Annotated in this window: 23 protein-coding genes and 2 pseudogenes; 16 read left to right on the top strand and 9 right to left on the bottom strand. The window is 64.9% G+C overall.

Features of this window, described 5'->3' with window-relative positions; translation table 11 throughout:
* The first annotated feature begins 1 nt into the window (after nt 1).
* On the top strand, nt 2-751 hold the full coding sequence (locus AWB81_RS12095; protein WP_062635518.1) for an LOG family protein: 750 nt from the start codon (nt 2-4) through the stop codon (nt 749-751).
* Nucleotides 752-806: 55 nt separating this feature from the next.
* Here AWB81_RS12095 and AWB81_RS12090 read toward each other — a convergent pair whose 3' ends face one another.
* Entirely contained in the window at nt 807-2,336 is a 1,530-nt protein-coding gene (locus tag AWB81_RS12090; RefSeq protein ID WP_062635516.1) for an AMP nucleosidase, read from the bottom strand.
* A gap of 201 nt (nt 2,337-2,537) precedes the next feature.
* On the opposite strand from AWB81_RS12090, the gene AWB81_RS12085 reads away from it, so the two are divergent.
* The 5 genes from AWB81_RS12085 (at nt 2,538) to AWB81_RS12065 (ending at nt 6,009) form a co-directional block, all read left to right on the top strand.
* On the top strand, nt 2,538-2,939 hold the full coding sequence (locus AWB81_RS12085) for a hypothetical protein (protein ID WP_062635514.1): 402 nt from the start codon (nt 2,538-2,540) through the stop codon (nt 2,937-2,939).
* Nucleotides 2,940-3,090: 151 nt separating this feature from the next.
* Nucleotides 3,091-4,062 (top strand): homoserine kinase, encoded by a 972-nt coding sequence (locus tag AWB81_RS12080; protein ID WP_062635512.1) that lies wholly within the window; start codon nt 3,091-3,093, stop codon nt 4,060-4,062.
* 9 nt (nt 4,063-4,071) lie between these two features.
* On the top strand, nt 4,072-4,893 hold the full coding sequence (locus AWB81_RS12075) for a BPSS1780 family membrane protein (protein WP_062635510.1): 822 nt from the start codon (nt 4,072-4,074) through the stop codon (nt 4,891-4,893).
* A gap of 125 nt (nt 4,894-5,018) precedes the next feature.
* Nucleotides 5,019-5,471, top strand: coding sequence for a MarR family winged helix-turn-helix transcriptional regulator (locus AWB81_RS12070; RefSeq protein ID WP_062635690.1), 453 nt, complete (start codon nt 5,019-5,021; stop codon nt 5,469-5,471).
* Between the two features lie 118 nt (nt 5,472-5,589).
* Nucleotides 5,590-6,009, top strand: a complete 420-nt coding sequence (locus tag AWB81_RS12065; protein WP_062635508.1) for an organic hydroperoxide resistance protein — start codon at nt 5,590-5,592, stop codon at nt 6,007-6,009.
* Between the two features lie 122 nt (nt 6,010-6,131).
* Here the strand turns inward: AWB81_RS12065 and AWB81_RS12060 are convergent, their stop codons facing one another.
* Both AWB81_RS12060 and AWB81_RS12055 read right to left on the bottom strand, forming a co-directional pair.
* Entirely contained in the window at nt 6,132-6,305 is a 174-nt protein-coding gene (locus AWB81_RS12060) for a DUF3563 family protein (protein ID WP_087134916.1), read from the bottom strand.
* A 136-nt stretch (nt 6,306-6,441) separates the two neighbouring features.
* A complete protein-coding gene (locus AWB81_RS12055) occupies nt 6,442-7,599 on the bottom strand; it encodes an extracellular catalytic domain type 1 short-chain-length polyhydroxyalkanoate depolymerase (protein WP_062635506.1) in 1,158 nt (385 codons plus the stop codon).
* 354 nt (nt 7,600-7,953) lie between these two features.
* Here AWB81_RS12055 and AWB81_RS12050 point away from each other — a divergent pair, with 354 nt between their 5' ends.
* Nucleotides 7,954-8,637, top strand: a complete 684-nt coding sequence (locus tag AWB81_RS12050) for a phosphatase PAP2 family protein (RefSeq protein WP_062635504.1) — start codon at nt 7,954-7,956, stop codon at nt 8,635-8,637.
* Between the two features lie 18 nt (nt 8,638-8,655).
* On the opposite strand, the gene AWB81_RS12045 is transcribed toward AWB81_RS12050, so the two are convergent.
* Nucleotides 8,656-9,486 (bottom strand): TOBE domain-containing protein, encoded by an 831-nt coding sequence (locus AWB81_RS12045; RefSeq protein ID WP_062635502.1) that lies wholly within the window; start codon nt 9,484-9,486, stop codon nt 8,656-8,658.
* 73 nt (nt 9,487-9,559) lie between these two features.
* Nucleotides 9,560-11,014, bottom strand: coding sequence for a CHAD domain-containing protein (locus tag AWB81_RS12040; RefSeq protein WP_062635500.1), 1,455 nt, complete (start codon nt 11,012-11,014; stop codon nt 9,560-9,562).
* A gap of 170 nt (nt 11,015-11,184) precedes the next feature.
* Between AWB81_RS12040 and AWB81_RS12035 the strand changes: the two are divergent.
* From AWB81_RS12035 to AWB81_RS12025, 3 genes and pseudogenes are all read left to right on the top strand, one after another.
* Nucleotides 11,185-12,769 (top strand): annotated as a pseudogene (locus AWB81_RS12035) (inorganic phosphate transporter).
* A 302-nt stretch (nt 12,770-13,071) separates the two neighbouring features.
* Nucleotides 13,072-13,230, top strand: a complete 159-nt coding sequence (locus tag AWB81_RS12030) for a DUF3309 family protein (RefSeq protein WP_087134915.1) — start codon at nt 13,072-13,074, stop codon at nt 13,228-13,230.
* 137 nt (nt 13,231-13,367) lie between these two features.
* On the top strand, nt 13,368-14,156 hold the full coding sequence (locus tag AWB81_RS12025; RefSeq protein ID WP_062635498.1) for an SDR family NAD(P)-dependent oxidoreductase: 789 nt from the start codon (nt 13,368-13,370) through the stop codon (nt 14,154-14,156).
* 75 nt (nt 14,157-14,231) lie between these two features.
* On the opposite strand, the gene AWB81_RS12020 is transcribed toward AWB81_RS12025, so the two are convergent.
* Nucleotides 14,232-14,570 (bottom strand): hypothetical protein, encoded by a 339-nt coding sequence (locus AWB81_RS12020; RefSeq protein ID WP_062635496.1) that lies wholly within the window; start codon nt 14,568-14,570, stop codon nt 14,232-14,234.
* Nucleotides 14,571-14,589: 19 nt separating this feature from the next.
* Nucleotides 14,590-14,817: a hypothetical protein gene (locus tag AWB81_RS12015; RefSeq protein WP_235025777.1), complete on the bottom strand. Its 228-nt coding sequence runs from the start codon at nt 14,815-14,817 to the stop codon at nt 14,590-14,592.
* A 257-nt stretch (nt 14,818-15,074) separates the two neighbouring features.
* On the opposite strand from AWB81_RS12015, the gene AWB81_RS12010 reads away from it, so the two are divergent.
* The 3 genes from AWB81_RS12010 (at nt 15,075) to AWB81_RS12000 (ending at nt 16,588) form a co-directional block, all read left to right on the top strand.
* A complete protein-coding gene (locus tag AWB81_RS12010) occupies nt 15,075-15,338 on the top strand; it encodes a DUF2866 domain-containing protein (RefSeq protein ID WP_062635494.1) in 264 nt (87 codons plus the stop codon).
* Nucleotides 15,339-15,422: 84 nt separating this feature from the next.
* Nucleotides 15,423-15,860 (top strand): MbcA/ParS/Xre antitoxin family protein, encoded by a 438-nt coding sequence (locus AWB81_RS12005; protein WP_062635492.1) that lies wholly within the window; start codon nt 15,423-15,425, stop codon nt 15,858-15,860.
* Nucleotides 15,851-16,588 carry an RES family NAD+ phosphorylase gene (locus tag AWB81_RS12000; RefSeq protein ID WP_087134914.1) on the top strand — a complete coding sequence of 246 codons (738 nt, stop codon included), beginning with the start codon at nt 15,851-15,853 and terminating at the stop codon, nt 16,586-16,588. Before AWB81_RS12005 ends, AWB81_RS12000 begins: the two co-directional genes overlap by 10 nt.
* A 9-nt stretch (nt 16,589-16,597) precedes the next feature.
* Here AWB81_RS12000 and AWB81_RS11995 read toward each other — a convergent pair whose 3' ends face one another.
* Nucleotides 16,598-17,854 (bottom strand): DNA topoisomerase IB, encoded by a 1,257-nt coding sequence (locus tag AWB81_RS11995; protein ID WP_062635490.1) that lies wholly within the window; start codon nt 17,852-17,854, stop codon nt 16,598-16,600.
* A 138-nt stretch (nt 17,855-17,992) separates the two neighbouring features.
* On the bottom strand, nt 17,993-18,730 hold the full coding sequence (locus tag AWB81_RS11990; RefSeq protein ID WP_062635683.1) for a metallophosphoesterase: 738 nt from the start codon (nt 18,728-18,730) through the stop codon (nt 17,993-17,995).
* Nucleotides 18,731-19,018: 288 nt separating this feature from the next.
* Here AWB81_RS11990 and AWB81_RS11985 point away from each other — a divergent pair, with 288 nt between their 5' ends.
* From AWB81_RS11985 to AWB81_RS11975, 3 genes and pseudogenes are all read left to right on the top strand, one after another.
* Complete coding sequence (locus tag AWB81_RS11985; RefSeq protein WP_062635488.1) at nt 19,019-19,678, top strand: DUF1345 domain-containing protein; 660 nt, start codon at nt 19,019-19,021, stop codon at nt 19,676-19,678.
* A 357-nt stretch (nt 19,679-20,035) separates the two neighbouring features.
* A pseudogene (gene glgA, locus AWB81_RS11980) lies at nt 20,036-21,657 on the top strand (glycogen synthase GlgA).
* Nucleotides 21,658-21,990: 333 nt separating this feature from the next.
* Nucleotides 21,991-25,386 carry a maltotransferase domain-containing protein gene (locus tag AWB81_RS11975; RefSeq protein WP_062635486.1) on the top strand — a complete coding sequence of 1,132 codons (3,396 nt, stop codon included), beginning with the start codon at nt 21,991-21,993 and terminating at the stop codon, nt 25,384-25,386.
* The last annotated feature ends 235 nt before the right edge of the window (nt 25,387-25,621 follow it).

Here is a 25,621-nt window from a genome sequence, read left to right as displayed (position 1 = left end):
TATGAACAAGAGAAAAGTGATTCCGAGTCTGCGATCGCTCGCAGATCAAGAGCGCGCGACGGCCAAAAAGGCTCGCGCATCGTGGCAGATGTTCACGATTATGGCAGAGTTTATCGAGGCGACCGAGTACCTCTCGGAGATCCGGCCTGCCATCAGCATCTATGGTTCGGCGCGTCTGAAACCGGAGTCGCCCTACTACAAACTGACCATCGAAATCGCCCAGCGATTCTCCGATGCGGGCTTCGCCGTGATCTCAGGCGGTGGCCCCGGCATCATGGAAGCGGCCAATAAAGGCGCGCACGCGGGCAAGTCTCCGTCGGTCGGGCTGAACATCGAATTGCCGCACGAGCAGTCAGGCAACCAGTGGCAGGACATCTCGCTGCGCTTCCGTCACTTCTTCACGCGCAAGGTCACGTTCGTGAAGAATTCGGATGCGGTCGTCGTGATGCCCGGCGGCTTCGGCACGCTCGACGAACTGGCCGAAGTGCTCACGCTCATCCAGACGAAGAAGTCGCGCCATGTGCCTATCGTGCTTGTCGGCGCGGAGTTCTGGTCGGGCCTGCTCGCGTGGTTCAAGGACACGCTGCTCACGAACGGTGTGATCGGGGAGAAGGACCTGAACCTGATGCAGGTCATCGACGACCCCGATCAGGTGCTCGACGCGGTGCTCAAGTTCTACGAAGACCGCGAGGAAACGGGCGAACAGCCGGCCGAAGGCAAGTCCGACGAAGACCGGATGTTCTATCTGTGATCCATAGCGAAGCGGGCGGTCTTCCTTCGAAGACCGCCCGCTTTCTTTGTGGCGCCTATTGGAACGCGACTTCCGCGAAGCTGCGCAGCTTGCGGCTGTGGAGCCTTGACAGTCCGTTCATCCGCAGCAGTTCCATCGCCTTCACGCCGATCTGCAAATGCTGGTCCACCTGCGCGCGATAGAACTGGTCGGCCATGCCGGGCAGCTTCAGTTCGCCATGCAGCGGCTTGTCCGAAACGCATAGCAGCGTGCCGTACGGAACGCGGAAGCGAAAGCCGTTCGCGGCGATGGTCGCGCTTTCCATGTCGAGCGCAATCGCGCGGCTTTGCGACAGGCGCTGCACTGGCTCGCGATGATCGCGCAACTCCCAGTTGCGGTTGTCGACGCTCGCGACCGTTCCCGTGCGCATCACGCGCTTCAGTTCCGCGCCTTCGAGCTGCGTGACCTGCGCGACCGCCTTCTCCAGCGCAACCTGAACTTCGGCCAGCGCCGGAATCGGCACCCACAACGGCAGGTCCGCATCGAGCACGTGGTCCTCGCGCACATAACCGTGCGCGAGCACGTAGTCGCCGAGGCGCTGCGTGTTGCGCAATCCCGCGCAGTGGCCGAGCATCACCCATGCGTGCGGACGCAGCACCGCGATGTGATCGGTGATCGTCTTCGCGTTCGACGGCCCGACGCCGATATTGACCATCGTGATGCCGCTGCCGTCCGCGCGTTTCAGGTGATACGCGGGCATTTGCGGCAGGCGCGCGGGCGGCGTGCCTTCGTCCTCGAACTGCTCGCCGAGGTTCGCGTTGTACGTGATGACGTCGCCCGGTTCCACGAACGACGAATACTCGCTGCGATAGGCGCGCGTTTCATCATCGTCGGCACGCGACATCATCGTGCGGCCGAGCTTCACGAACTCGTCGATATAGAACTGGTAGTTCGTGTAGAGCACGTAGTTCTGGAAATGCGTCGGCAGCGTGGCCGTATAGTGGCGCAGCCGGTGCAGCGAGAAATCGACGCGCGCCGCCGTGAAGAGCGCAAGCGGATGCGGCTCGCCCGCGGCCGGCTCGTACGTCCCGTTGACGATGCGGTCATCGAGCAGCGCGAGGTCGGGCGTATCGAAGATGTTGCGCATCGCGAGCAGCCGGTCGCGATCGAGATCGCCTTCCAGATGGATGCCCTCGGCGAACGCGAAATGAATCGGGATCGGTTGCGCCGACACACCCACTTCGATGCCCACATGATGGTTCTTCGTCAAGAGCCGCAACTGCTCGCGGTAGTAGTCGCCGAAGAGGTCGGGCCGCGTGAGCGTCGTCTCGAAGATGCCCGGCCCGGCGACGAAGCCGTACGAGCGCCGCGAATCGATCTGCGTATTCAGCTCGGTACGCACGCGCACGAACGGATAGCAGGCGCGCACGCGATGCGTGAAGTGCTCATTGCGCCGATAACGCGCGAACGCATCGCGCAGGAATGAGGTGTTCGCTTCATAAATCGCCGACAGGCGCGTGACGGCGGCTACGGGGTCGTCGAAGGATTCCGTGGGGAAATCGTTGGCGGGCGTGGCCTGAGTGCTTTGTGTGCGGTCGTTTGTCATGATCTGGCGCGCTCGTGTGATGAATCGACATTACCACGGAAGAACGCCAGAACCATGAAGCCCATGCTCGCTGCGTGCGCGTTGCAACACCTTTATGACGCGGCGGTCGGATTCGCCAAAAGCGGCGCAAAATAAGGCGTTGCGCGAACCTTTGGCGGATGCGTTTTGCTAAAATCCGGCCCAGTCATTTGGAGAACCACCATGAAGCCGCTTTTCTCTGCCGCCGTCGCGGCAGTCCTCGCCGCCGGCAGCATCAGCGTGATGGCGCAGCCGGCGCCCGCGGCAGAACAAGCGCCGGCGCCTCACGCGATGTCGCCGGAAGAGGCCGCCGGGCTTCCCGACCTGAAGGCAATCAACCGCCCCGCCGCCACGGCGAGTTCGAAAGTCGAAATTTCTCCGCCGCGCACGCCGAGTTACCACGAACTGAGCACGAACGGCACCGAAATCACCGAATATCGCGACAAGGGCAAGCCCGTCGAGATCAACGTGCAGTCGAATTTCGGCACGCGCTATCAGATGAGCGCGCCCGCCGACACGTCGCCGTCGGTGCGCGACAACGGCAAGGCGAGCACGCGCCTGCCGTCTGTGAATTTGCGTTATTAAGCTGCGTTACTGACCGTTTGCGGGACGTTTCCCGCGACCCTCTACAATTCCCGCCTGGCAGCCGCTGCCGCAAGCGCGGCCCGCCGGACTGGCAGCGTCGCGCGCCATGCGCTTGAACGAGCCAGCCGTCCAACCTGACCCACGTTCACGCATGGCCGTATTCACTCCCGTTACCGCTTCCCAGCTCGAAGACTGGCTGCAAGACTACGATCTCGGCGATGTCGTCGACTTTCGCGGCATCCAGTCGGGGATCGAAAACAGCAATTTCTTTCTGACGACGACGCACGGCCAGTACGTGCTCACGATCTTCGAGAACCTCACCGCGACGCAACTGCCGTTCTACCTCGACCTGATGCGCCATCTGGCGTCGCACCGCGTGCCGGTTCCCGATCCGATGCCGCGCCGCGACGGCGCGCTCTTCGCCACGCTCAACGGCAAGCCCGCGACCATCGTCACAAAGCTCGAAGGCACGCCGGAACTGGCGCCGACGCCCGCGCACTGCATCGAGGTCGGCCAGATGCTCGCGCGCCTGCATCTCGCGGGCCGCGATTTTCCGCAGCATCAGCACAATCTGCGCAGTCTCGCGTGGTGGCAGGAAAATGTCCCCGCGATCCTGCAATTCCTGACCGACGGCCAGCGCGCGCTGATCGAAACCGAACTCGCGCATCAGGCGGCGTTTTTCGGCTCGCCCGATTACGCGTCGCTGCCCGAAGGCCCGTGCCATTGCGACCTGTTCCGCGACAACGTGCTGTTCGCGCACACGGCGGATCACGTGCGCCTCGGCGGCTTCTTCGACTTCTATTTCGCCGGCGTCGACAAGTGGCTCTTCGATGTCGCCGTGTGCGTGAACGACTGGTGCATCGACCTCGCGACCGGCGTGCTGGATACGGCGCGCGTCGACGCAATGCTGCGCGCCTACCAGACCGTGCGTCCGTTCACGCCGGCCGAAGAGCGCCACTGGAACGACATGCTGCGTGCGGGCGCACTGCGCTTCTGGGTGTCGCGCCTGTACGATTTTTATCGTCCGCGTGAGGCCGAAATGCTCAAGCCGCACGACCCGGGACATTTCGAACGCATCCTGCGCGAACGCGTCAACGCCGCACCTCACCCAGCCTCACGGTAAAGCTCATTTATGCAACTGATCGAAGTCCCCGCCAAAGCCGGTTACGTGTGGTTCCGCCAGGGCATCTGGCTGTTCCGCCGCAATCCGCTCGCCTTTCTCACGGTGTTCTTCGCGTATCTGTTCGTCATGACGCTGATCTCGCGCATTCCGCTGATCGGCCCGCTGTTGCCGCTTCTGCTGATTCCGGGCGTCGCCGTCGGCTTCATGGCCGCGTGCCGCAACACGATCGCCGGCAAGCCCGTCTGGCCGATCGTGCTCGTCGACGGCTTTCGCTCGTACGGCAGCGTCGTCTCGCGGCGGCTGCTCGTGCTCGGCGCGCTGTATATCGTCGCGATGGCGGCGATTTTCGCGCTGTCGGCGCTCGTCGACGGCGGCATCCTGCTCTCGATGATGCTCGGTAGCGGGCCGACCGGCGATCCGGAAACCGTCGCGGCGAGCTTCAGCCCGCTCGCCGTGCTGGTGGCGATGGCCGCATACCTTCCGGTCGCGATGCTGTTCTGGTTCGCGCCGATTCTCGTCGCGTGGCACGACGTGCCGCCGGCGAAGGCGCTCTTCTTCAGCTTCGTCGGCTGCTGGCGCAATCGCGGCGCGTTCGTCTTCTACGGCGTGCTGTGGATCGCGATCGCGATTGCGGTGTCGTTCGGTCTGACTGCGCTGATGCAGGCGCTCGGCGTGAGCCAGGAAGTCGCGCTCGCGGTGCTGATGCCCGCGTCGATCCTCGTGACGACCGCGCTCTACTGCTCTTTCTACGCGACGTATCGCGGCTGCTTCGGCGTGCAGTCGCCGGATACGCCGGACATTCCGGACGCGTCGGGCCCGAAGGACACGTAATTCGTCGCTTGCGGCGGCTTGAAAAACGGGCGCTTCATGGCGCCCGTTTTTTTGTGCATTCCTTCGTGCGCGAAGGATTTCCGTACACTAGCGCGATCGGCCACTTGCGCTCGGGACTCATCGCCATGACCACGCCAGAAAACTTCCCGCTCGAACTCGACCAGCAATTGTGCTTCGCGCTCTATTCGACCTCGCTCGCGATGACGAAAGCGTACAAGCCGCTGCTCGAAAAGCTCGATCTGACCTATCCGCAGTATCTGGCGATGCTCGTGCTCTGGGAAAGCGACGACCTGACGGTCAAGGAAATCGCGATGCGCCTGAGCCTCGACTCCGCGACGATGACACCGCTTCTCAAGCGTCTCGAAGCGCAGGGATACGTCGAGCGGATTCGCGGAGTCGAGGACGAGCGACAGGTGCATATCCGCCTGACCGACGCGGGTCGGACGCTGAAGGAGTCGGCACGCGAGATTCCATCGGCGATTTTTTGCGCGGCCGGTTCCGACGCGAGCAGCATCCTGCAGCTGCGCGATTCGCTCGTGCGACTGCGCGCATCCCTGAACGAATACAGCGGAAACTGATAGCTTCGATCGAACGCGCCGATCGGAATAATTTAATTTGCACACTAATAATTATCGCGATATATTTCGTCCCGTGGTGGCAAGACTTCGAACCGAATTCAACGAAATGGAGAACCTTATGAGCATCCTCTACAAGGCAACGGCAACGAGCACGGGCGGCCGCGACGGCCGGGCGGTTTCGTCGGATGAGCAACTCGATGTGAAATTGAGCGCGTCGAAAGAACTCGGCGGCACGGGCGCGCCCGGCACGAACCCGGAACAACTGTTCGCGGCCGGCTACTCGGCATGTTTCCTGAGCGCGATGAAGTTCGTCGCCGGCCAGCAAAAGCGCGCGATTCCGGCCGATACGACCGTGGCCGCCGATGTCGGCGTAGGTCCGAACGACAACGGCGGCTTCGCGCTCGACGTCGAATTGCGTATTACGCTGCCGGGCATGGCGGCCGAGGAAGCACAGCAACTGGTCGATGCGGCCCACCAGGTCTGCCCGTATTCGAACGCGACGCGTAACAACGTCGCTGTGCGCGTGAAGGTGATCTGAAGGAATGGAAGACTGGCGCTGGGAAGAAACGGCGCCAAAAGCAAATGCCGGCTCGCGAGCCGGCATTTACGTTTGAAGCTTGCGCGCGGGAAGCGCGTTGCGCCCTGCCAGGCGCCCGACTCTTACTGCGCGAGCCACGACGGAGTACGCTTCGAAGCGAGGCGATCCAGCGTCTTCATGCGATATTCGAGATCGTAGATGTCGGTGGCTTCGGCGAGATAAGCGTCGTCGCGTTCACGATCGCGTTGGTCGGGCGTCTTGGTCAGGAACAGGAACAAGCGGCTGAGCAGATACATGGTGCACCTCGAAGAGTAGGGTAAATACCTATTACAGAATCGATTATAGGGTAATCCCTATCCCAACACCAGTGTTTCCCTCTAGAACTTTGATCCTAAAGACAAATTTGCAACACACGAAACGCCGGAGCCCGCGTCAGGCAAGCAGTTCGTCGTTGACAGACTGGTTGACGCGTCGCTGATGCTTGAAAAATTCCCACATCAACGCCGACGCATCCGGCCCTTTCGACGAATGGAAGGCGACCGTATCGTCGCCGCCGGCCCAGGAGTGGCCGAGTCCGCGCACGATGCAGGTCTTCACCACGCGCCGTCCGTTCTTGACGAAATCGCGCACCACACCGTCCGGCATCACTTCCTCGCGCGTCTCGCCTGCGCGACGCGCGCCGGCTGCGTCGATAAAGCCGTTCAGCCGCAGGAATTGCGTTGCGAGCTGGTCGGCGTTGGTGGCCGAGACGATCGAGTCCAGCTCGCCGTGCACGATCACCGCGGGCATCCCGGGGTAGTTGCGCACGTCGACGCTGGCCTCGATCAGCGCGACCGGATTGCTGCGGCTGCCGCGCCGCATGACGTCCATCGCGCCGATCGCAGAGCTCGCCTCGCCGAAAACGACGCCCGAATGCAACCCGACCGCCGCGAAGACCGACGGATAGCGCACCGCCAGCACGGCCGCCAGGCCGGCACCCGCCGACATCCCCGCGAGATAGACGCGCTCGCCATCCAGACGATGTTGCGCGACAACTGCCTGCACGAGCGACACGACCGACGCCGCCTCACCGCCGCCGCCAGCGCTCGAATCGTCGTACCAGCGCCAGCAGCGATGCGGGTGGTCGTGCTTCGACTGCTCGGGATAGAGCACCGCGAAGCCGTAGCGGTCGGCGAGCAGGTTGATGCGCGTGCCTTGGGCGAACTCGTCGGCATTCTGCTTGCAGCCGTGCAGCATCACGACGAGCGGCACCCGTCCGAGCCCCGCTCCCGGCGGCATGTAGAGCGCGTAGGAAACGTGATTGACGAAGCGGCCCGCCGTCGGCGGCGCCGAATGGAACGAGCGTTCCCACTTGCCACGCGCCCAGGCGGACGCACGCGGACGCACCCGCGATTCGCGCAGCGGCGGCCGGGCGCTCGTCCGCGGCGGCGGCGCGGCCTTGACCGGGGTCGGTGCTTTCGGCTTGCGGGCGGTCGCCGCACGCTTTTGTTTGGCCGGTGTGCGGGCCTTCGGCGCACGGGCGGGTGCGGGCTGGCCTGAGATCAGGCCACGCAGACCGCGCAGCCAGAGATTGGTGAGACTTTTGGGCATTGATGGGGCCTCCACAGCATGCAGTTGGTTCGGCCGCGACAGACATGCGCGGCAGAACTTGTGCGGTGCACAATAACATCGTTCGCGTTGGGATGCGTACAACGGCCCGACCCAGAAACTCGCCAAACGTCGAGCTGATGAGCACTGTAGCGTTAAAATAGCGTCACTTGCCGTTATTTATGCACAGAATTTCGTCAACGCTCGGAGAATTTTCGGTAATTTCTGAAGCAGGTAAACTGTTCCCAACGATCTGTTGACTGGTATCTTCGCGTTCGATTCGGGGTCGATTTTCGCCCGATCCCGCCGAACTACCGCATTGCAGCAACCGCCGTTCCACCCAAGAAAAATAATTCGATGCCCCGTCTTTCTCTCACCATGTGGCTATCCATCACCGCGCTCGGGAACGTCGGCGTAATGATTCCGCTCGCGCTCGCTGTGGCCGCGTGGCTGGGGATCGGCTATCCGCGCAGGTACGTGTTCGGCTGGCTCGCGCTGCTCGGCGGCGCCTGCGGGCTCGTGTTCCTGAGCAAGATCGCGTTTCTCGGCTGGGGCGTCGGACTGCGCGGCTGGGATTTCACCGGCATCAGCGGCCACGCGATGGTTGCAACCGCTGTGCTTCCGGTTGCGCTGTTCGTCGCGCTGCTGCCCGCTCGCGGGGCGATTCGCGCGTCGGGCGTGGCCTTCGGGATGGTCGCGGGCGTCGTAGTCGGCGTGTCGCGCGTCCTGCTGCATGCGCATTCGGTGTCGGAAGTCGTCGCGGGCTGCGCGCTCGGCGCCGCAGTTGCGGTGGCGTTCGCGCGCCTCGCGTGGCGCGCGGAGGCGGGGCGGATCGCGCCCGCGCCAGTCGCGGCGAGCCTCGCCGTCGTCGCGATCACGCTGCACGGCATTCCCGTGCCGACGCAGCAATGGATCACCCAGATCGCGCTCGAATTGTCGGGACATGAGCGCCCGTTCGTACGCGCGCGCTGGAAGGCCGGCCACTACGACGCGCCGATTCGACGCACTGAGGCGCCCGCGCCGTATCGCGCGGCTGCGTAAGCCGCGCCGTTTTACGCGTCAGCCGCCGAAACCGGCGCCAAGAATCACGCTCGATGCCTTGAATACCGCGACCGCAGGCCGCCCCGCCGCGAGCGCGAGCGTATCGATGCTCTCGTTCGTGACGATCGCGGTGACGGTGGTCGAGTCGTCGATGGCGAGCGACACTTCTGCGTTCACCGCGCCGCGCGTCACGCGCGCGACGGTTCCCTGCAACTGGTTGCGCGCCGAGAGCCGCGCCGGATCGCCCGTCATCAGCATGACCCATGACGCCTTGATGAGCGCGACCGCGTCGCGGCCGGGCACGAGCCCGAGCGCTTCGGTGCTCTCGTGCGTCACGACGGCGACCACCACCTGCCCGCCCGGCAGCGCCAGTTGCACCTCGTCGTTGACGGTGCCGCGCATCACCGTCGCCACCTTGCCGGCCAGCTGGTTGCGCGCGCTCGTCCTCATGCCGATCCGGCTGATCAGCTGCCAGTTTTCCGCGAAACCCTCGATCGCCGCGCCGGCCTGTTGCAGAAACGCGTGATGCGCGCGCTCGATGGCACGAAACGTATCGATGAGACGCAGCGCCGCCGGCGTCAGCGTCGTTCCGCCGCCGCCCTTGCCGCCGCTCGCGCGCACGACGAGCGGTTCGCCCGCGAGATTGTTCATCGCGTCGATGGCGTCCCACGCGGCCTTGTAGCTCATGCCGACCGACTTTGCCGCGCCGGTGATCGAGCCGGTCTCGCGGATCGCGGCGAGCAGCGCGATGCGCGCCGCGCCGCCGAGCGTCTCTGCGCCGCTTCGCAGCCAGACGGAGCCGCCGACTTCGAGCGTGTCGCCGGGTTGATGCGCGTTTTTTTCGATCATGGTGCAGACGTGGACGGAACGCGCGGATTATATCGGCGTCGCGGACGGGCGTCCGGGTCGCTGGCTCATGCGGCTAATCCGGCGACTTCAGCCGCGGCGGTTCGATGGAGCGAAGAATGCGCTCGCCCTCCCCGGCGTCCTTCGCCTCCGACACCGCCGCCCAGGCGCGCGCGAAGCCGCGCTGGTAGTCGCTCACGTCGGGCAAGGCTGAGAGCCGGTCGGCGGCAACCGCGGCGTCGTTCGCCTCGCCAAGGACCGTCTGCAGGTGCGACAGACGCTTGGCGACGGTATTGCGCGTGCGTCGCGTCGCGAGCGAGCGCAGGAATTCGAGCGCATAGCGCAGCCGTTTCGCGTGGATGCGCACGCGATGCCGCGAGTGCGCATCGAGCGTCGTGAGATCGGCGACGTCCGCGATCTTGCGATAGTGCTTGCGGATGCGCTCCTTCGCATACTTTGCGAGGTCGACGCTATCGTGGCCGCCGTGCCTGCCGTGCGCTTCGAGCCGCGCGAGCCACTCGACGAATGCGAGCGTCAGCCGCGCGTACCGCGTGGAGTGCAGCGCGCCATCGAGTCGTTCGCGCGCGCCCATGCGCTGCGCGTCGGCGGCATCGATGGCGTTCTGCCACGACGGCGCCCCTTCCGCGTCGGCCGCGGCCCAGGCGGCGAGCGTGGTGTCGGTGAAGACGTCCCAGTCGCGCGCATCGGCGAGCAGGTCGCCGAACCATTCCAGTTCCGGCGCGATGGTCTCGCGCCACGCAGCGTCGACGCAATCGGGGAACAGTTTCAGCAACGTCTTCAGCCGCCGTTGCGCCACGCGCAACTGATGCACGCGTTCGACTTCGAGCAAGCGGAGTGCGCCAGCCTCGTTGCCGAACCAGTGCGCCGCGATCGACGCCGCGATGGCGACGAACGCCTCACGGGTCGTCGATTGCCGGGGCACGTCGATCGTCGACGCGTGCACCGCCGGTGCGTCGGACGTGTCCGCGTCATCTGCGGCGGCCAGAAGATGGAACGGCGCGGCATCGACGACCGCGCGCGCCACGTCGAAAACCGCGCCGAGCGCATCCGCCGAGTCGGCGGGCGCGGCGAGCGTCAGCGTCGTGCGTTCGCCATCGTGTGCCGCGAGCACCGCCAGCACGCTGCCGATGCGCCATTGCATGCGCCTCGACTCGTGTGCCGGAGCCATCTCCGGCTCGACATGCTGGAGCGCGGCAGGCGCGTCGCCGGACGCCACCAGCTCACTCAACGACGCCCCGACGTCGTCCCCCATCGGCCGCGCGAACTTGCGGCAGCGCGTGACGCCCGACAGCCGAGCCTCCACGATCTCCACGGCGTGAAGCGTGCGCGCGTCCCCGTGATGCTCGACCGACAGGCACCAGCCGGGCGCATGCGTTTCGAGTTCCTGCGTGACGACCGCCAGACGCTCCACCTCGACGCCCGCGAACGGCGGCCCTGCTTCGAGCGCCCCGGCCAGTTCATCAAACGTCTTCTCCGATGCCACCAGCGCCGATTCAACCCAGGACGTCATCGAAACCTCACGAGTTACGCGCTCGGCCGCGTCTGTTCATACGAAATGACAACCCGGCGCAGTCATCAAGCCGACACAAAACGGATGCAACCATGTCTGCCTGCCGGGGCGCGAAGCGCAGCGCATCCGGATCTCCCGGACCCACAGCCACGCCCATCCAAGGACGCACCATGCCCGATCTCGCCTTTCCCAGCCACGAGAAGGCCGTTCCACCGGACAGCGGCTCGCGTTGCTACTGTTCCTGCTCGTCATCACCGTGGGTGCGATCTACTGCATCACGCATCTTCTCCAGGACCTGGAAGGCGTGCAGCAGTCGTCGCTGCTTCCGTATGTGCTGCTCGGCGTGGCGCTACTTATTGCGCTTGGCTTCGAATTCGTCAACGGTTTCCACGATACCGCCAACGCCGTCGCAACGGTGATCTATACGCATTCGCTGACGCCGAATCTCGCCGTCGTCTGGTCCGGCGCGTGGAACTTCATCGGCGTGCTGATTTCAAGCGGCGCCGTCGCCTTCGGCATCCTGCAGTTGCTGCCGGTGGAGCTGATCATCGGCGTCGGAAGCTCGCAGGGCTTCGCGATGGTGTTCGCGCTCCTCATCGCCGCGATCATCTGGAATCTCGGGACCTGGGCGCTCGGCCTTCCTTCTTCGAGTTCGCACACGCTGATCGGTTCGGTGATCGGCGTCGGGCTGATGAACCAGATACTGCACGGCACCAACGGGACGTCGGGCGTCGACTGGAGCCAGGCGCTTTCGGTCGGCAAGTCGCTGCTGTTCTCGCCGATCATCGGCTTCGTGCTCGCAGGCTTTCTGCTTTACGTGCTGAAACTCGTCGTGCGCGTGCCCGCGCTCTACAAGGAGCCGGAAAAGAACCAGCCGCCGCCGTTCTGGATCCACTGCCTGCTGATCCTCACGTGCACGGGCGTCTCGTTTGCGCACGGCTCGAACGACGGCCAGAAGGGCATGGGCCTCATCATGCTGATCCTGATCGGCACCGTGCCGACCGCCTACGCGCTCAACAAGGCCGTGAACGCCGGCGAGACCCAGACGTTCCTCTCGGTCAGCCATCACGCGTCAGAAGTGCTCCAGCGTTACACCGGGGGCGCTGCGCCCGTCGCCGATCCGCGCGCCACGGTCGAACACTACGTACAGACGAAAACGCTCGCGCCGGAGACGGTGATTGCCGTGAAGAAGTGGTCGACATCATCGATTCGCAAGTGCGGCCGAACGGCGCGATCTCGGCGCTGCCGCAGGGCATCGTGAACAACGTGCGCAACAACATGTACATCGCGTCCGAGGCGCTGCGCCTGATGGCGAAGCAGAAGGCGCCCGCGTTCTCCGCAGACGACGACGCCGTCCTCGGCAACTACAAGAAGCAGATCGATCACGCGACCAAGTTCATTCCGACCTGGGTCAAGGTCGCCGTGGCGGTCGCCCTCGGGCTCGGGACGATGGTCGGCTGGAAACGTATCGTCGTGACGGTCGGCGAGCGCATCGGCAAGACGCATCTGACTTACGGACAAGGCGCATCGGCGGAACTCGTCGCGATGCTGACGATCGGCGCCGCCGATGTCTACGGCCTGCCCGTCAGCACGACGCACGTGCTCTCGTCGGGCGTCGCCGGGACCATGGCCGCCAACGGCTCCGGCCTGCAATGGCGCACCGTGCGCAGTCTAGCGCTGGCGTGGATTCTGACGCTGCCGGTATCGATCGCGCTTGCCGGCGGCCTCTTCTGGGCGTTCCGCGGCTTGTTCTGAAGAATCCGCGCGGCGCCGCCAGCCGACACGGCGCCTACAAAACGCTGGCAGAACTGTGCAAGTTTTGCCGAGCGCACTCCCCCTGCGACACTCCGCCGCGCCCCTGCGCGCGGCGCTCTCCCTTCCCGCACAAGGCTTTCGCTCCTTTGGCATGGGCTTTGCTCAATGCTCACCATCGATCGCACAACACAGGGATTCGCGGCGGCTCCACATCCGTCGCGTGGCACGCCGTCATTCGCATTCTTGAACGAGCGCGCATTTCCCATCCAAATTCCGCGATCTTTGTATAAGGAGAAGTCGACATGACGATCGGAACCATCTTGCTGATCATCCTGATCCTGTTGTTGGTCGGGGCCATTCCTTCCTGGCCGCACAGCCGTAGCTGGGGCTACGGTCCGAGCGGCATTCTCGGCGTCGTACTGGTTGTAGTGATCGTCCTCCTGTTGATGGGACGTTTATAAGAACGTTCTTTACACACGTCTGATGCGCTCTGCGTTGTACGCGGAACGGTGCTAAGTTTCCGAACTGGCTCGTTCTACACGAAACGGTTGACGGGCTTCTCGCTCGTCAGCCGTTCTTTTTTTGGAGGATCGAATCGATGAAGCTGAATCTCGACGACAAGCTCGCCCTCGTCTCTGGCTCGACGAAGGGAATCGGCTACGCGATCGCAGTCGGGCTCGCACAGGAAGGCGCGCGCGTGATCGTGAATAGCCGCACGCAGAAGTCCGTCGACGACGCGCTCGCGAAGTTGCGCGCGGAGGTTGCTGGCGCGAAGGTCGAAGGCTTCGCGGGCAATCTGGCGGAGCGCGCGCAGGTGGATGCGATCGTCGCGCACTTTCCGGCCGTCGACATCCTTGTAAACAACCTGGGCATCTTCGATCCGAAGCCGTTCGAGGAGATTCCCGACGAAGACTGGCAGCGTTTCTTCGATACCAACGTGATGTCGGGCGTGCGGCTCACGCGCGCTTATCTGCCCAAGATGAAGGAGAAGAACTGGGGACGCGTGGTGTTCATCAGCAGCGAGAGCGGAGTCCAGATTCCGGTCGAGATGATTCACTACGGCATGACTAAGACGGCGCAACTCGCGCTTTCGCGCGGGCTTGCGGAAACCTGCGCGGGCACCGGCGTGACGGTCAACGCCGTGCTGCCGGGGCCGACGCGCTCGGACGGCGTCGAGGAATTCGTGGACAAGCTGAGTGGCGGAAAGTCGTTCGACGAGGTCGAGCACGAGTTCTTCGAAACAGCGCGGCCCAGTTCGCTCATCAAGCGGTTTGCGCAGCCCGAGGAAGTCGCGAACCTGGTGGTTTATGTGTGCTCCGAAGCCTCGTCGGCGACGACGGGCGCGGCATTGCGCGTGGATGGTGGCGTCGTGCGATCCGCCTTTTGAGGGCGATGTCCGAAATGCAAAAAGGGCGCTCGTCGGAGCGCCCTTTTTGCATGCGATGAAAACCTGTGAGGCCGCTTACCCGCCCGGATAACTCACCCGCATCACCTGCCCGTCCGGCCCGATCTTGCGCGGCAGGTTCATCAGCGGGTCCACCTGCTTCGGCGCCGGCTTCACGCGCGGCGCGGGAACGGATTGCGACTGCGATTGCGCGACGGAAGACTTGTCGGCGACCTTCTTCACCGACGTCACGTTCTTGTGCTTCTTTTTCGCCTGCACCGGCATGACGCCGCGCGTCTTTGCCTTGCCCTTCACGGTTTGCGCCTCGGGCGGATTCCAGACTTCGGTGTAACGCTCGGCAGCCAGCACGCTCGACGATGCCGCCAACAGCAAAACAGTGAGGAATACGGGCTTCAAGACAGTCGCTCCAAATTGATTAGTGATCCGCAGCGCGCGAAAGTATAGCGTCAAGCGTGCGCTCCGAAGTCTCCAGTTCCTGCAGCGCGGCATCCAGACGCTTGAGCGCCCGCGCCACCGATCGGCCACCGAGTGCGAGTTCGGGCTCGCCGCGGGTGGCGTCGAATGCAGCCGATACGGCCCGTGTTGCGCGCATGAAGCGCTCGAGCGCCGCAGCCTCGGAGTTGCCATTGCGAGCATTCATCATTCGATGTGCCTCCGATCCGGTCTCTTCTGGCAATTAAGCTGTATGAATATACAGTAACGGGCGCCGATGGCAAAGCGCGATCGAAAAGGCGTCGCAAAAATGCCAAACGTTTTCGTCCGACGATTCGAAGCGCCCTTAAGGCGCTCTTAATTCTCGCTCGCCACACTCACCTCGCGATTATGTCTGCCGCCGCAACCCGCGACGGCTTCCCTGTTCGGCCAGTGGCCGATGAGCATCAACGTGAGTGAGGACGGATCATGTCTGCCAACGCATCGTCTCGCAATCTCGCATCGGAAATGAAGTCCCAGCACGCGCTGGCGCTTCACGAGTGCCGTCTGTCGGCGCCGTTCGATCAACCATGGGGGCCTTCGTACCGGCTCGTCGAATGGGTCGTGAAAAACGATCCTTGCATCCAGCGCCGCGCTGTCCCCGCCGATTGCACGACCTCCGACATCGCCGAGGTCCTGCGAAGCCACGTGCCGGGACGACGCTACGGTCCCGCGGATGGCGACGCAGAGTAAATCGGCCCGACACTTGACAAATCGCTTGACCCAATCCATATATGGACTATTATAAAAATCAAGTTCAAATGGAGACTCACCAACATGACCAATGCCGCCCGCGCAACTCCAGCGGAGCCGGGGCTAGCGACGCCGCGACCGATGCCTGGCCTGGGCGACCTGTCGGCGGCCGGCTTGCGTGCGTTTTTCAATATCGCCCGCGACTGGTCACTTTCCGCCGACGAGCAGATCGTGTTGCTAGGCTCGCCGGCGCGCTCGACGTTCTTCAAATGGAAGTCGCAGCCGCAGAGCGCGCGCCTTGGCCGCGACGTGCTCGAACGTCTTTCACTGATTCTCGGCATCTACAAGGCGCTGCAGATCCTGCTGCCCAGCCCCGAAGCCGCCGATACCTGGATCAAGCGTCCCAACAGCGCGCCGCCGTTCGGCGGTCGTCCGGCGCTCGAGCGCATGCTGGCGGGCAATGTGAGCGATCTCGTCGCCGTCCGGCAATATCTCGATGCCATGCGAGGCGGATGGGCGTGACCGAAAGAGCAAGTACCGCAGCACAAGACTGGCGCGCGAACTGGCCTCACGGCGAACTCGACTGGTCGCCGGCGTATCGCGTGATTCCCACCCGCTTTCCCGCCGTGAACCTGTTCGACCGCGTCGCGTCACCAGGCGATTTCGATGCGCTCTACGCGCTCGAAGCGATGACCAACGACCGTCTGCGTACCGAGGTCGGCGAACTCGATCTCGTGCCGCCCGACGAGCGCTGCTTCGGGCCGGGCTGCGGCCCGATCATGGCGGCGTTCACGCACCTGAATCCAAACGGCAGTCGCTTCTCCGACGGCAGTTACGGCGTGTTTTATTGCGCGCGCGGCCGGCAGACCGCGATCGCGGAAACGCGCTATCACTCGTCGCTCTTTCTCGCCGCGACGAACGAAGCGCCGCTGCGCCAGCAGATGCGTCTCTATACGGTGATGGCGCAAGGTGAAGTGGTGGATCTGCGTGGCGACGGACTGAAGGACGCGGCCCTCGACCCGCGCATCCTCGATCCCGACGATTACGGCCCCGGCAAGGCGCTCGGGCGCGCGGCGCGCAAGGCGGGGGCGCCGGGGATCGCGTATCCGTCGGTGCGGGACGCAGAGGGCGAATGCCTCGCCGCCTTCCGCACGACAATGCTGCGCGACTGCCGGCATGCCGCGCATCTCGAATACAACTGGAACGGCGAAACGATCGATTACGTGCTGGAGACGAGCCAGGTCGGCTGATCGGTCCCGTCAGCCGATAGCCACCGCCGTCGGCGAGCGCGTGCGCGCGAGCTTTTTCGCGGCAGGCCGCGCCGCCTTCGGCGCGCCCTTCTGCGCAACGGTCGCGAGCGCCTGTGCCGCGACATCCTTCCCGCTGTTCTTCAGCGCCCCCGCCCGCGCCTTTCTGCTCGACTTCGCCAGCAGGCCGGTGAGCCGTGCATCGCTCGCGTCCGCGCCGTTCCTGCCCTTGCGGGCCGCTTCCCGCGCGCGGCGCTTCGTGTCCTTTTCGAGAAAGATCGCGAGCACGGCCTCGTCGGCCTTGAGACCGTGACGGCGCGACGCGGGCATCGCGTCTGCGAGTTCGCCTGCCTCGAAAGCCTCGATCACCGCCGGGTGCACATAGCACTTGCGGCACACGGTGGGCGTGTTGCGCAGCAGCTTCGACACCTCCCTGATCGTGCCGACCACGTGCTTGCGCGCCTCGCTGACCGTCTCCCACGTGAGCCGCCGCAGCGCGGCGAGCGCGAACACGCTGCCCGCCCACGTGCGATAGTCCTTCGCGGTGAAATCCGCGCCGGTGACTTCGCGCAGATAGTCGTTGATATCGGACGATGTGACGGCATGGCGCGCGCCGTCCGCGTCGAGATACTGGAACAGGTCCTGTCCAGCGAGATCCATGCAGCGCCGGACGATCTTCGCAACGCGCCGGTCGCTCACCGGCACGTCATGCTCGATCCCGCTCTTGCCGCGAAACTGGAAGCGCAGCGTGCCGGCGGTCACTTTCAGATGTTTCTTGCGCAGCGTCGTCAGACCGTAAGAACGGTTCTCACGCGCGTATTCCTCACTGCCGACGCGGATCAGCGTCGTGTCAAGCAGACGCACGACGGTTGCGAGCACCTTGTCGCGCGGCATGCCGTCGAGCGCGAGATCGCGCGCCACGCGCGCCCGCAGCTTCGGCAGCACCGCGCCGAACGCGAGCATGCGCTCGTACTTGGTGGCGTCGCGCGTCTCGCGCCATTGCGGGTGATAGCGATACTGCTTGCGGCCTCGCGCGTCGCGGCCGGTCGCCTGAAGATGGCCGCGCGCATCCGGACAGATCCAGACATCGATATAAGCGGGCGGAATCGCGATCGCGTTGATGCGGCGGATTTCCGCCGGGTCGTCGATGCGCCTGCCTTGTGTGTTGAAGTACGCGAACGCGCCGTCGGTCCACTCGCGCGTGTAGCCGGGCCGCGAATCGTCGACGTAGCGAAGGCCGGGCGGCAGGTCTTCCGGGCAGCCTTGCATGCCGCCGTTGCCGCTGGAACTGGATGTGATGTCTCGTGCCGTGGTGGTCACCGCGCGCCTCCCGTCCCGTTTTCGATTTGAGACGAAACGAGCAAAGCCTGTGCCGCCATCCCGACGACGGGCGGCGCTTCGGGTGTTTCAGGGCAGCGCGAGTTCCCGCGCGCCTTCGGACGCGGCCCAGCGCTCCTTCACCGACCAGCGCCGGTCGGAACCCGGCTCGACGATGGTGAGGCGGCCGTCCGAGGAGAACGCGCCGGTATCGATATAGACCTGCGAGCCGATCGTCCTGACATTGCGCGTCGGCGTGTGGCCGCAGTAGGTGAGCGAGAGGCCGTGCTGGCGCGACGGATCCGCGCTGCCGAGCGCGAGGCCGCGGCCCCACAGCAGCGTGTTGCGGACTTCGCCCGGGAATTCGGCGACTTCGAGATCGGCGTCCGAGCCAAAGAACTCGGCGTGCAGCACGTTGAAGCGCTCCGCGCCGTCGCCGACGATGCGAACGAGCGGCAGGACCGAAAGCCGTTCGGCAAGCGTCGAGAGCTGATCGTCGGCGAGGGTTTCCGCCCACGCGCCGCCGATCGAGTACCACGCCTGGCGACGCATCCTGCCGGACGCGACCGCGATCAGCGCATCCTCGTGGTTGCCGAGGACCGGGAAGAACCACGGTTTGTCGATGAGATTGATCGCGGCGAGCGAATCCGTGCCGCGGTCGATCAGGTCGCCGACCGAAAACAGGCGGTCGCGCGCGCCGTCGAAACCGATCTCGGTGAGCAGGTAGCGCAATGCATCGACGCAGCCATGCAGGTCGCCGACCACGAAGTCGCGACCGAGCTTGTTGGCCGGATGCCAGCGAACGACAGGATGAGTAGGAGCATTCATGCGAACGATCTTAACGCCGTAAAACCCAAGCATGTGCGCGTTTGGACTCTTTCGCAACGCGAATTTCGACGCGACTTTTTGCCGGAGGCAGCACCAGCTTTCGGTAATCGCCGGCTTTCGAGTAAAACATGCCACGAAAAGCGCGAGATTCGGCGAAATCGTGAATTTTTTACGATACGACACGCGTTTTCGTATTCTGATATGAAAACCGCGCGCCGATGCGCGCCATGCAGCGGTTTGAAAGGCATCTGGACAATAATCCGCTGCCGCCGTCTCACTCGCGAAATCATGAACCTGATCCCGACCGTCTTCCGTTATCGCCCGCGCGCGCTGATCGCACTTGTCATCGGCGCCGTCGCGGCGATCCTCGCGCCGCTTCCCGGCTCGGCCGTCGTCCGCACGCTGCTCGGCTGGGACACGGCGGTCTGGCTCTATCTGATCCTGATCTGGGTGAAGATGGCGCGCGCGCATCAACAGCAGGTTCAGGAACTCGCCGAACGCGAGGACGAAAACGCCGCCGCCGTGCTGATCATCGTGAGCCTCGCGTCGATTGCGAGCATCGTGGCCATCGTCATGGAATTGTCGGCGGCGAAGAACGCGAGCGTTGCCATCGCCGCCGAGCACTACGCGCTCACCGGCGCGACGATGCTCGGCGCATGGTTCCTCATCCCGACGATGTTCACGCTGCACTACGCGCGGCACTATTACCAGTCCGACGACAACGACACCGCCCTCGCCTTTCCCGACCGTCAACTGAAGCCCGGCTACTGGGATTTCCTGTACTTCTCGTTCACGATCGCGGTCGCTTCGCAGACTTCCGACGTCTCGCTGCGCTCCACCGAAGTGCGGCGCACCGCGCTCGCGCAATCGGTGCTGTCGTTCTTCTTCAACGTCGCCGTGCTGGGCTTGAGCGTCAATATCGCGGCGAGCCTCGTCGGCGGCAACTGACGGCGCTCGCCGTCCCGGCGCGCGGCGCCCGTGCCGCGCGCAACGTCACTGTCACATCTGCGCCCTAAGCTCATTCAATAAGAATTCCGAAGAGCATCCGCAGGGCACCGTGTAAAAAGGCGACGGCCGCCGCAGTCAGTTTTACACGCGGGCCGAACGGCCATTTCACGAACCGCTTAACAGCGCGCGGCGCCGTCCGCTTTCTCCAGTTCATTCCGGCGCACGCCGCATGGCACGCGCCTTGCTCCAAGAGGGGGCGGCACAAAAAACAACCTGATGAAGCGCCGCGAACGTGCGGTCCGGAACTGTCCGGATACGCCATCGACGGGCTTCCTCTCTCGCTCCGGGAGCCGAATTTTGTCCTTGAATGTTCTGCTTGTCGCCTCAGAGGCCGTCCCGCTCGCGAAGACCGGTGGCCTTGGCGACATGGTGAGCGCCTATGCGGCCGCGCTGCGCGAGGCGGGAGTCGATGCCACGATCTTGATGCCCGCTTATCCCGGGGCGATCGCATCGGCTGAAGGTCTGCACAAGGTTTGCGCGTTGCCGGGCCTTCCCGGTGGCGACGCTGCGCTGTTGCGAGGCAGAATGCCCGCGGTACCGGCGTGGCGCTCCTGCTGGTCCGCAGCGACGCGCTCTATGCGCGCACCGGCCTCTATCAGGACGAACAGGGACGCGATTACACCGACAACGCCGTGCGCTTCGCCGCGCTGTCGACGGCGGCGGTGCGCATCGCAGAAGGCGTGCGTGGCGTGAAGAAACCGCACGTCGTCCACGCCCACGACTGGCATTCCGGCCTCACGCCGCTCCTGATGAAACGCGCGGGCGTGCAGGCAAAGAGCGTCTTCACGATCCACAATCTCGCGTTCCAGGGCAACTACTCGCTCTCGCTGGGAGCCTCGCTCGGCGTGCCGGCGCACTGGCTCGGGCCGGCGCTTGCCGAACCGAAGAGCATCGAATTTTACGGCGCGCTGAGCCTGATGAAGGCGGGCATCGTCCACGCCGATTCGGTGACGACCGTGAGCGAAACCTACGCCCGCGAGATTCTCACGCCGCACTTCGGGCATCTGATGGAAGGCGTGCTGCAGAGCTGCGCGGACAAGCTCACTGGCGTCACCAACGGCATCGACGGGAAGACGTGGAATCCCGCCACCGATCCGCTGATCGCCCGCAACTATTCCTTCGACGACATGCGCGGCAAGCACGCCTGCAAGCGCGCGTTGCAACAGATGTTCGGCCTGCCCGCCGATCCGTTCGTGCCACTCGTCGCCGTCGGCAGCCGGATGACGGGGCAAAAGCTCGCGGACGTGGTCGTCGACGCCATCCCGCAATTGCTCGACAAGCACGCGCGCCTGCAGATCGCCGTGATCGGCAAGGGCGAGGCGTATATCGAACAGGGCTTCCGGCGGCTCGCGCAGGACTGGCCGGACCGCGTCGGCGTGCATATCGGCTATGACGAGCGGCGCGCGCACGCGCTGCACGCGGGCGCCGACATCCTGCTGCACGGCAGCCGCTTCGAGCCCTGCGGCCTCACGCAGATCTACGCAATGCGCTACGGCACGGTGCCGGTGGCGTCGCGGGTGGGCGGCCTCGCCGATACCATCGTCGATGCGGCCGACCTGCGCCTCGCGATTCCGCGCGAAGCCACCTGCGACGCACCCGCCGCGTACGCGGAAACTGCCGCGCCGACCGGCTTCCTGTTCGACGGCGAGACGGCTCACGATGTGATCGCGGGCGCAACCCGGGCAATCGATGCCTTCATGCGGCCCCAACAATGGCGCACACTGCAACGCAACGCGATGTCGCGCGACTATGGCTGGGCGCAGCCGGTCGCGCGATTCGTCGGACTGTATGCAAGTCTCGCCGATGCCCGTCCGGCGAAGTCCGCGCTCGGTGTGCGGCGTGCGCCCGAAGCCGCCCTGCCGGATCTCGCGCAACCGGCTACCGGCGTGGCCGCCGAGCGCGTCGCGCGGCGTGCATGATCTTTTGTCTGAGGAACAACGCGGCTTCCGGGAAGCCGCGTGAAAGAGCCGCCTGAAAAAAGGCGGTTCGGGAAGAACCGCCGGCTCGCCCGCCGGATGCGGCACGCTACATGCTGCATCGGCCCGTGCGACCCTGGCGCCGCACCGAATGGCGTATCGCTCGAAAGCGGTGCTCGCCGCATGCGTGACCCCGGAAAGGTGATGCTCCAAACACTCTGAGGCCCGTCTGCGGCAGCCATCCGATGCGGATTGGCTCTTTGCCGCCCGTGAGCGTGATCGCGATTGCTTACCCGCATCCCCGCCACCGCAGGACGACTCTGGAAAAGACGAACGATGGAAAACCATCCCGCCCATCATGCGTACGCGCCGCGTATTTATTTCATCGACCCGCTTCTCGTCGGACCGCTCGCGCGGTGGCCCGCTCACTTCGAGCACGCGGCCGCCCTCGGCTTCGACCACGTCCTGATCGGCTCGCCGTTCGTGCCCGGCGAGAACGGGCACAGTCAGGCCGTCTCGGATCATCACCGCTTGAATGCCGTCTTCGAATCCGATGCGAGCGCAAACGAGGGCCTCGCTCAGCTCGCCGCAACGGCGAAGCAGCACGGCGTGACGCTCCTCGTGGATATCGTGATCGACCGGGTCAGCAGCGGCGGCGGCCTTTACCACGAAAACAAGCACTGGTTCCATCCGTTCGAGAGCGCCGAGGCGCGGCTCGACCCGCGTCATCCGCCGCGCGAGGAGAACGTCGCGCACGCGAATTTCGGTGATGGCGAAGCTGCGCATCAGCTCACCGAATGGTGGGAGCGCGAGCTTCTGCTGCTCGCTGGCGCGGGCATCGGCGGCTTTCGCTTCGACGCGCCGCACAAGGTGCCCGCGCATGTCTGGCGGCGGCTCGGCGCGGCGGTGCGGGAGCGGCATCCGGAGACGAAATGGCTCGCTTGGACGGTCGGCGTCAGCCGGCACGACCTGCACGGCCTGACGGACGCGGGCTTCGACGCGGTGTTTTCGTCGTCGCGCTGGTGGGATTTCAGGAGCGGATGGCTCGTCGACGAGCACGCGGCGCTCGTGCGCGTCGCGTCGCCGATCGCGTTTCCCGAGGAGCCCTACGGTACGCGCCTCCTGTCTGACCTGCCCGACACGGGTGACACCGCGCTCGTCGAGCGGGCGTACCGGCGCGCGCTTTTCACGGCGGCCGCGATCGGCACCGGCATTCTCGTGCCGATGGGTTTCGAATATGGCGTCGGGCTGCCGATGTCGTATCAGTACGGCGTCGCGGCCGAGTTCGAGCGCGCGCGCGAACAGGCGCGCTTCGACCTGTCGAGGGACGTCGCGCGCGCGAACGCGTTGCAGCGCGACGACCCGACGCTCGCGACCCTGGGCGAGATGCGCGCGCTGACCGGCGCCGGCACGCCGTTCGCAGCCCTCGTACGCGCGAACGGGCCGGACCTGCGGCTCGCCGACGCGGCCGCGCTGATCGTCGTCAATCCTGATCTGTCGTCGCCGGTTCATGTCGATCCGCTGCATCTTCTGGAAGCGGTGCCGGGCAGCTTCACGCGCTTCGCGCCCCTCGGAGAAGCGGGCGCGACGCAGGCGCGTCTCGGGCCGTTCACGCTCGCCGCGGGCGAGACGCGGCTTTTTCGCGCCGCCGCCGAGCCGTTCGTGCTGCTCGGGCAGCCGCAGATTAAGCGCGGCTCGAAGGCCGCCGACAAGAAGTCCGTCACCGAAGCGCTTTCCGCGTCGCGCGTCGCCATCGAGAGCGTCACGCCCTCGGTCGATCACGGGCGCTTTCCGGCGAAGCGCATTGTCGGCGAGGCGGTCGAGGTGCAGGCGGCGATCTTCGCCGAAGGTCACGACAAGATCGCTGCAGCCGTGCAATGGCGCGCCGCCGACGAAACCGACTGGCACGAAACGCCGATGGCTCTCGTGCAGCCGCTCGGCCGCGATCTCTGGACGGCGCGGATTCCGCTCGATCGCGTCGGGCGCCACGAATTCACGGTGGTGGCGTGGCGCGACGACTTCGCGTCGCTCGTGGATCACATGCAGAAGAAGCTGAACGCCGGGCAGACGGTCGAGCTGGAGATCGAAGAGGCGCGGCATCTGTTCGCGCTGATCCTGGCCGAGGTGCAGACCGCCGAGGGCGCCTCGACCGAGCCGCTCGAAAGCCTCGTCAAGGAGTTCACGAAAGCGGCGCCCGAGCGCAAGCTCGAAATCGTGCTTGGCGCCGAGACCGCGAAGGCGATCGCCGCCGCGCGCCACCGGCCGTTTCTCTCGCGCGATCCGGTGACCTATCGGGTCGACGCGGAACGGGCGGCCGCGCGCTTCGCGAGCTGGTACGAGATCTTCCCGCGCTCGATGAGCGACGACGAAAGCCGCCACGGCACGTTTGTCGACGTGATCGGGAAGATGCCGCGCATCCGCGAAATGGGTTTCGACGTGCTGTACTTCCCGCCGATCAACCCGATCGGTATCGCTAACCGCAAGGGCAAGAACAACACGCTGACGGCCCAGCCGGGCGACGTCGGCAGCCCGTATGCGATCGGCGGCAAGGAGGGCGGCCATACGGCGGTGCATCCGGAACTCGGCACGCTCGACGATTTCAAGCAGATGCTGGACAGCGCGCATGCGCACGGCCTCGAAATCGCGCTCGATTTCGCGGTGCAGTGCTCGCCGGATCATCCGTGGCTGAAGGAGCACCCGACGTGGTTCGCCTGGCGGCCCGACGGCACGTTGCGCTACGCGGAGAACCCGCCGAAGAAGTATCAGGACATCGTGAACCCGGACTTCTACGCGAAGGATGCGAAGCCCGAGTTGTGGACGTCCCTGCGCGACGTGTTCCTGTTCTGGGTCGCAGCGGGCGTGCGGATTTTCCGCGTCGACAACCCGCACACGAAGCCGTTTCCGTTCTGGGAATGGGCGATCAACGACGTGCGCTCGCGCCATCCCGACGTGATCTTCCTGTCGGAAGCATTCACGCGGCCGCGCGTAATGAACCGGCTGGCGAAGCTCGGGTTTTCGCAGTCGTACACGTACTTCACGTGGCGCGAGTCGAAGCGCGATTTCATCGAATACATGCACGATCTCACTCAAACCGACGCGAGGGAGTTCTTCCGGCCGAATTTCTTCGTGAATACGCCGGACATCAATCCGCGCTTTTTGCAGCGTTCCGGGCGTGCCGGGTTCGTGATCCGCGCGGCGCTCGCGGCGACGCTTTCGGGGCTGTGGGGCGTCTATAGCGGCTTCGAGCTATGCGAGGCTGCGGCGCTACCGAACAGCGAGGAGTATCTCGACTCCGAGAAGTATCAGTTGCGTGCGTGGGACTGGAACCGGCCGGGGAACATCGTTGGGGAGATTACGGCGCTCAATCGCGTGCGGCGGGCGAATCCCGCTCTGCAGACGCACCTGGGCGTCAATTTCCTGCCGGCGCATAACGACCAGATCCTGTTCTTCGAAAAGTCGAATGCTTCGGGCGATAACGTCGTCCTCGTGGCCATCAATCTCGATCCCTTCAATGAACAAGGGGCCGATATCGAATTGCCGTGGCAGACGATGGAGCGCTGGGGCGTGCACGAATGGGACGCGCTTGCGGTCGAGGATCAGGTCACCGGGCAGCGGTTCGAATGGCGCGGGCGGCGACAACACGTGCGGCTCGATCCGAATTCGCTGCCGTTTGCGATCTGGCGCATCGCTCCGGTGTGGGGCTTGCCGAAGCCTCCGGTCGGTGAGACATGAGGACCACCTGCCATGCCTTTCGTCCGAGCGAAGCGCGGGCGGAACGAAACGAAGTGCATACCACTCTGTTGAAGTGTGAGGGGCGTCAGTGCGTGCGCGCGCCAGGCCGGGTCGGTCCTTTGAGGGCGACACTCAGGCGCTGCGCCACCCGGTGACATAGCGCGTTGCCGCACTAATACTGCTGCCTGAAAAGCTGCTTTCTTTGCTTACTTTCTTTGCAGCAGCAAAGAAAGTA

This window comes from Caballeronia arationis, from assembly GCF_001544975.2.
Taxonomy (GTDB): Bacteria; Pseudomonadota; Gammaproteobacteria; order Burkholderiales; family Burkholderiaceae; genus Caballeronia; species Caballeronia arationis.
Note: the sequence above shows the minus strand (reverse complement) of the source record. Positions and strands in the feature narration are given on the sequence as shown.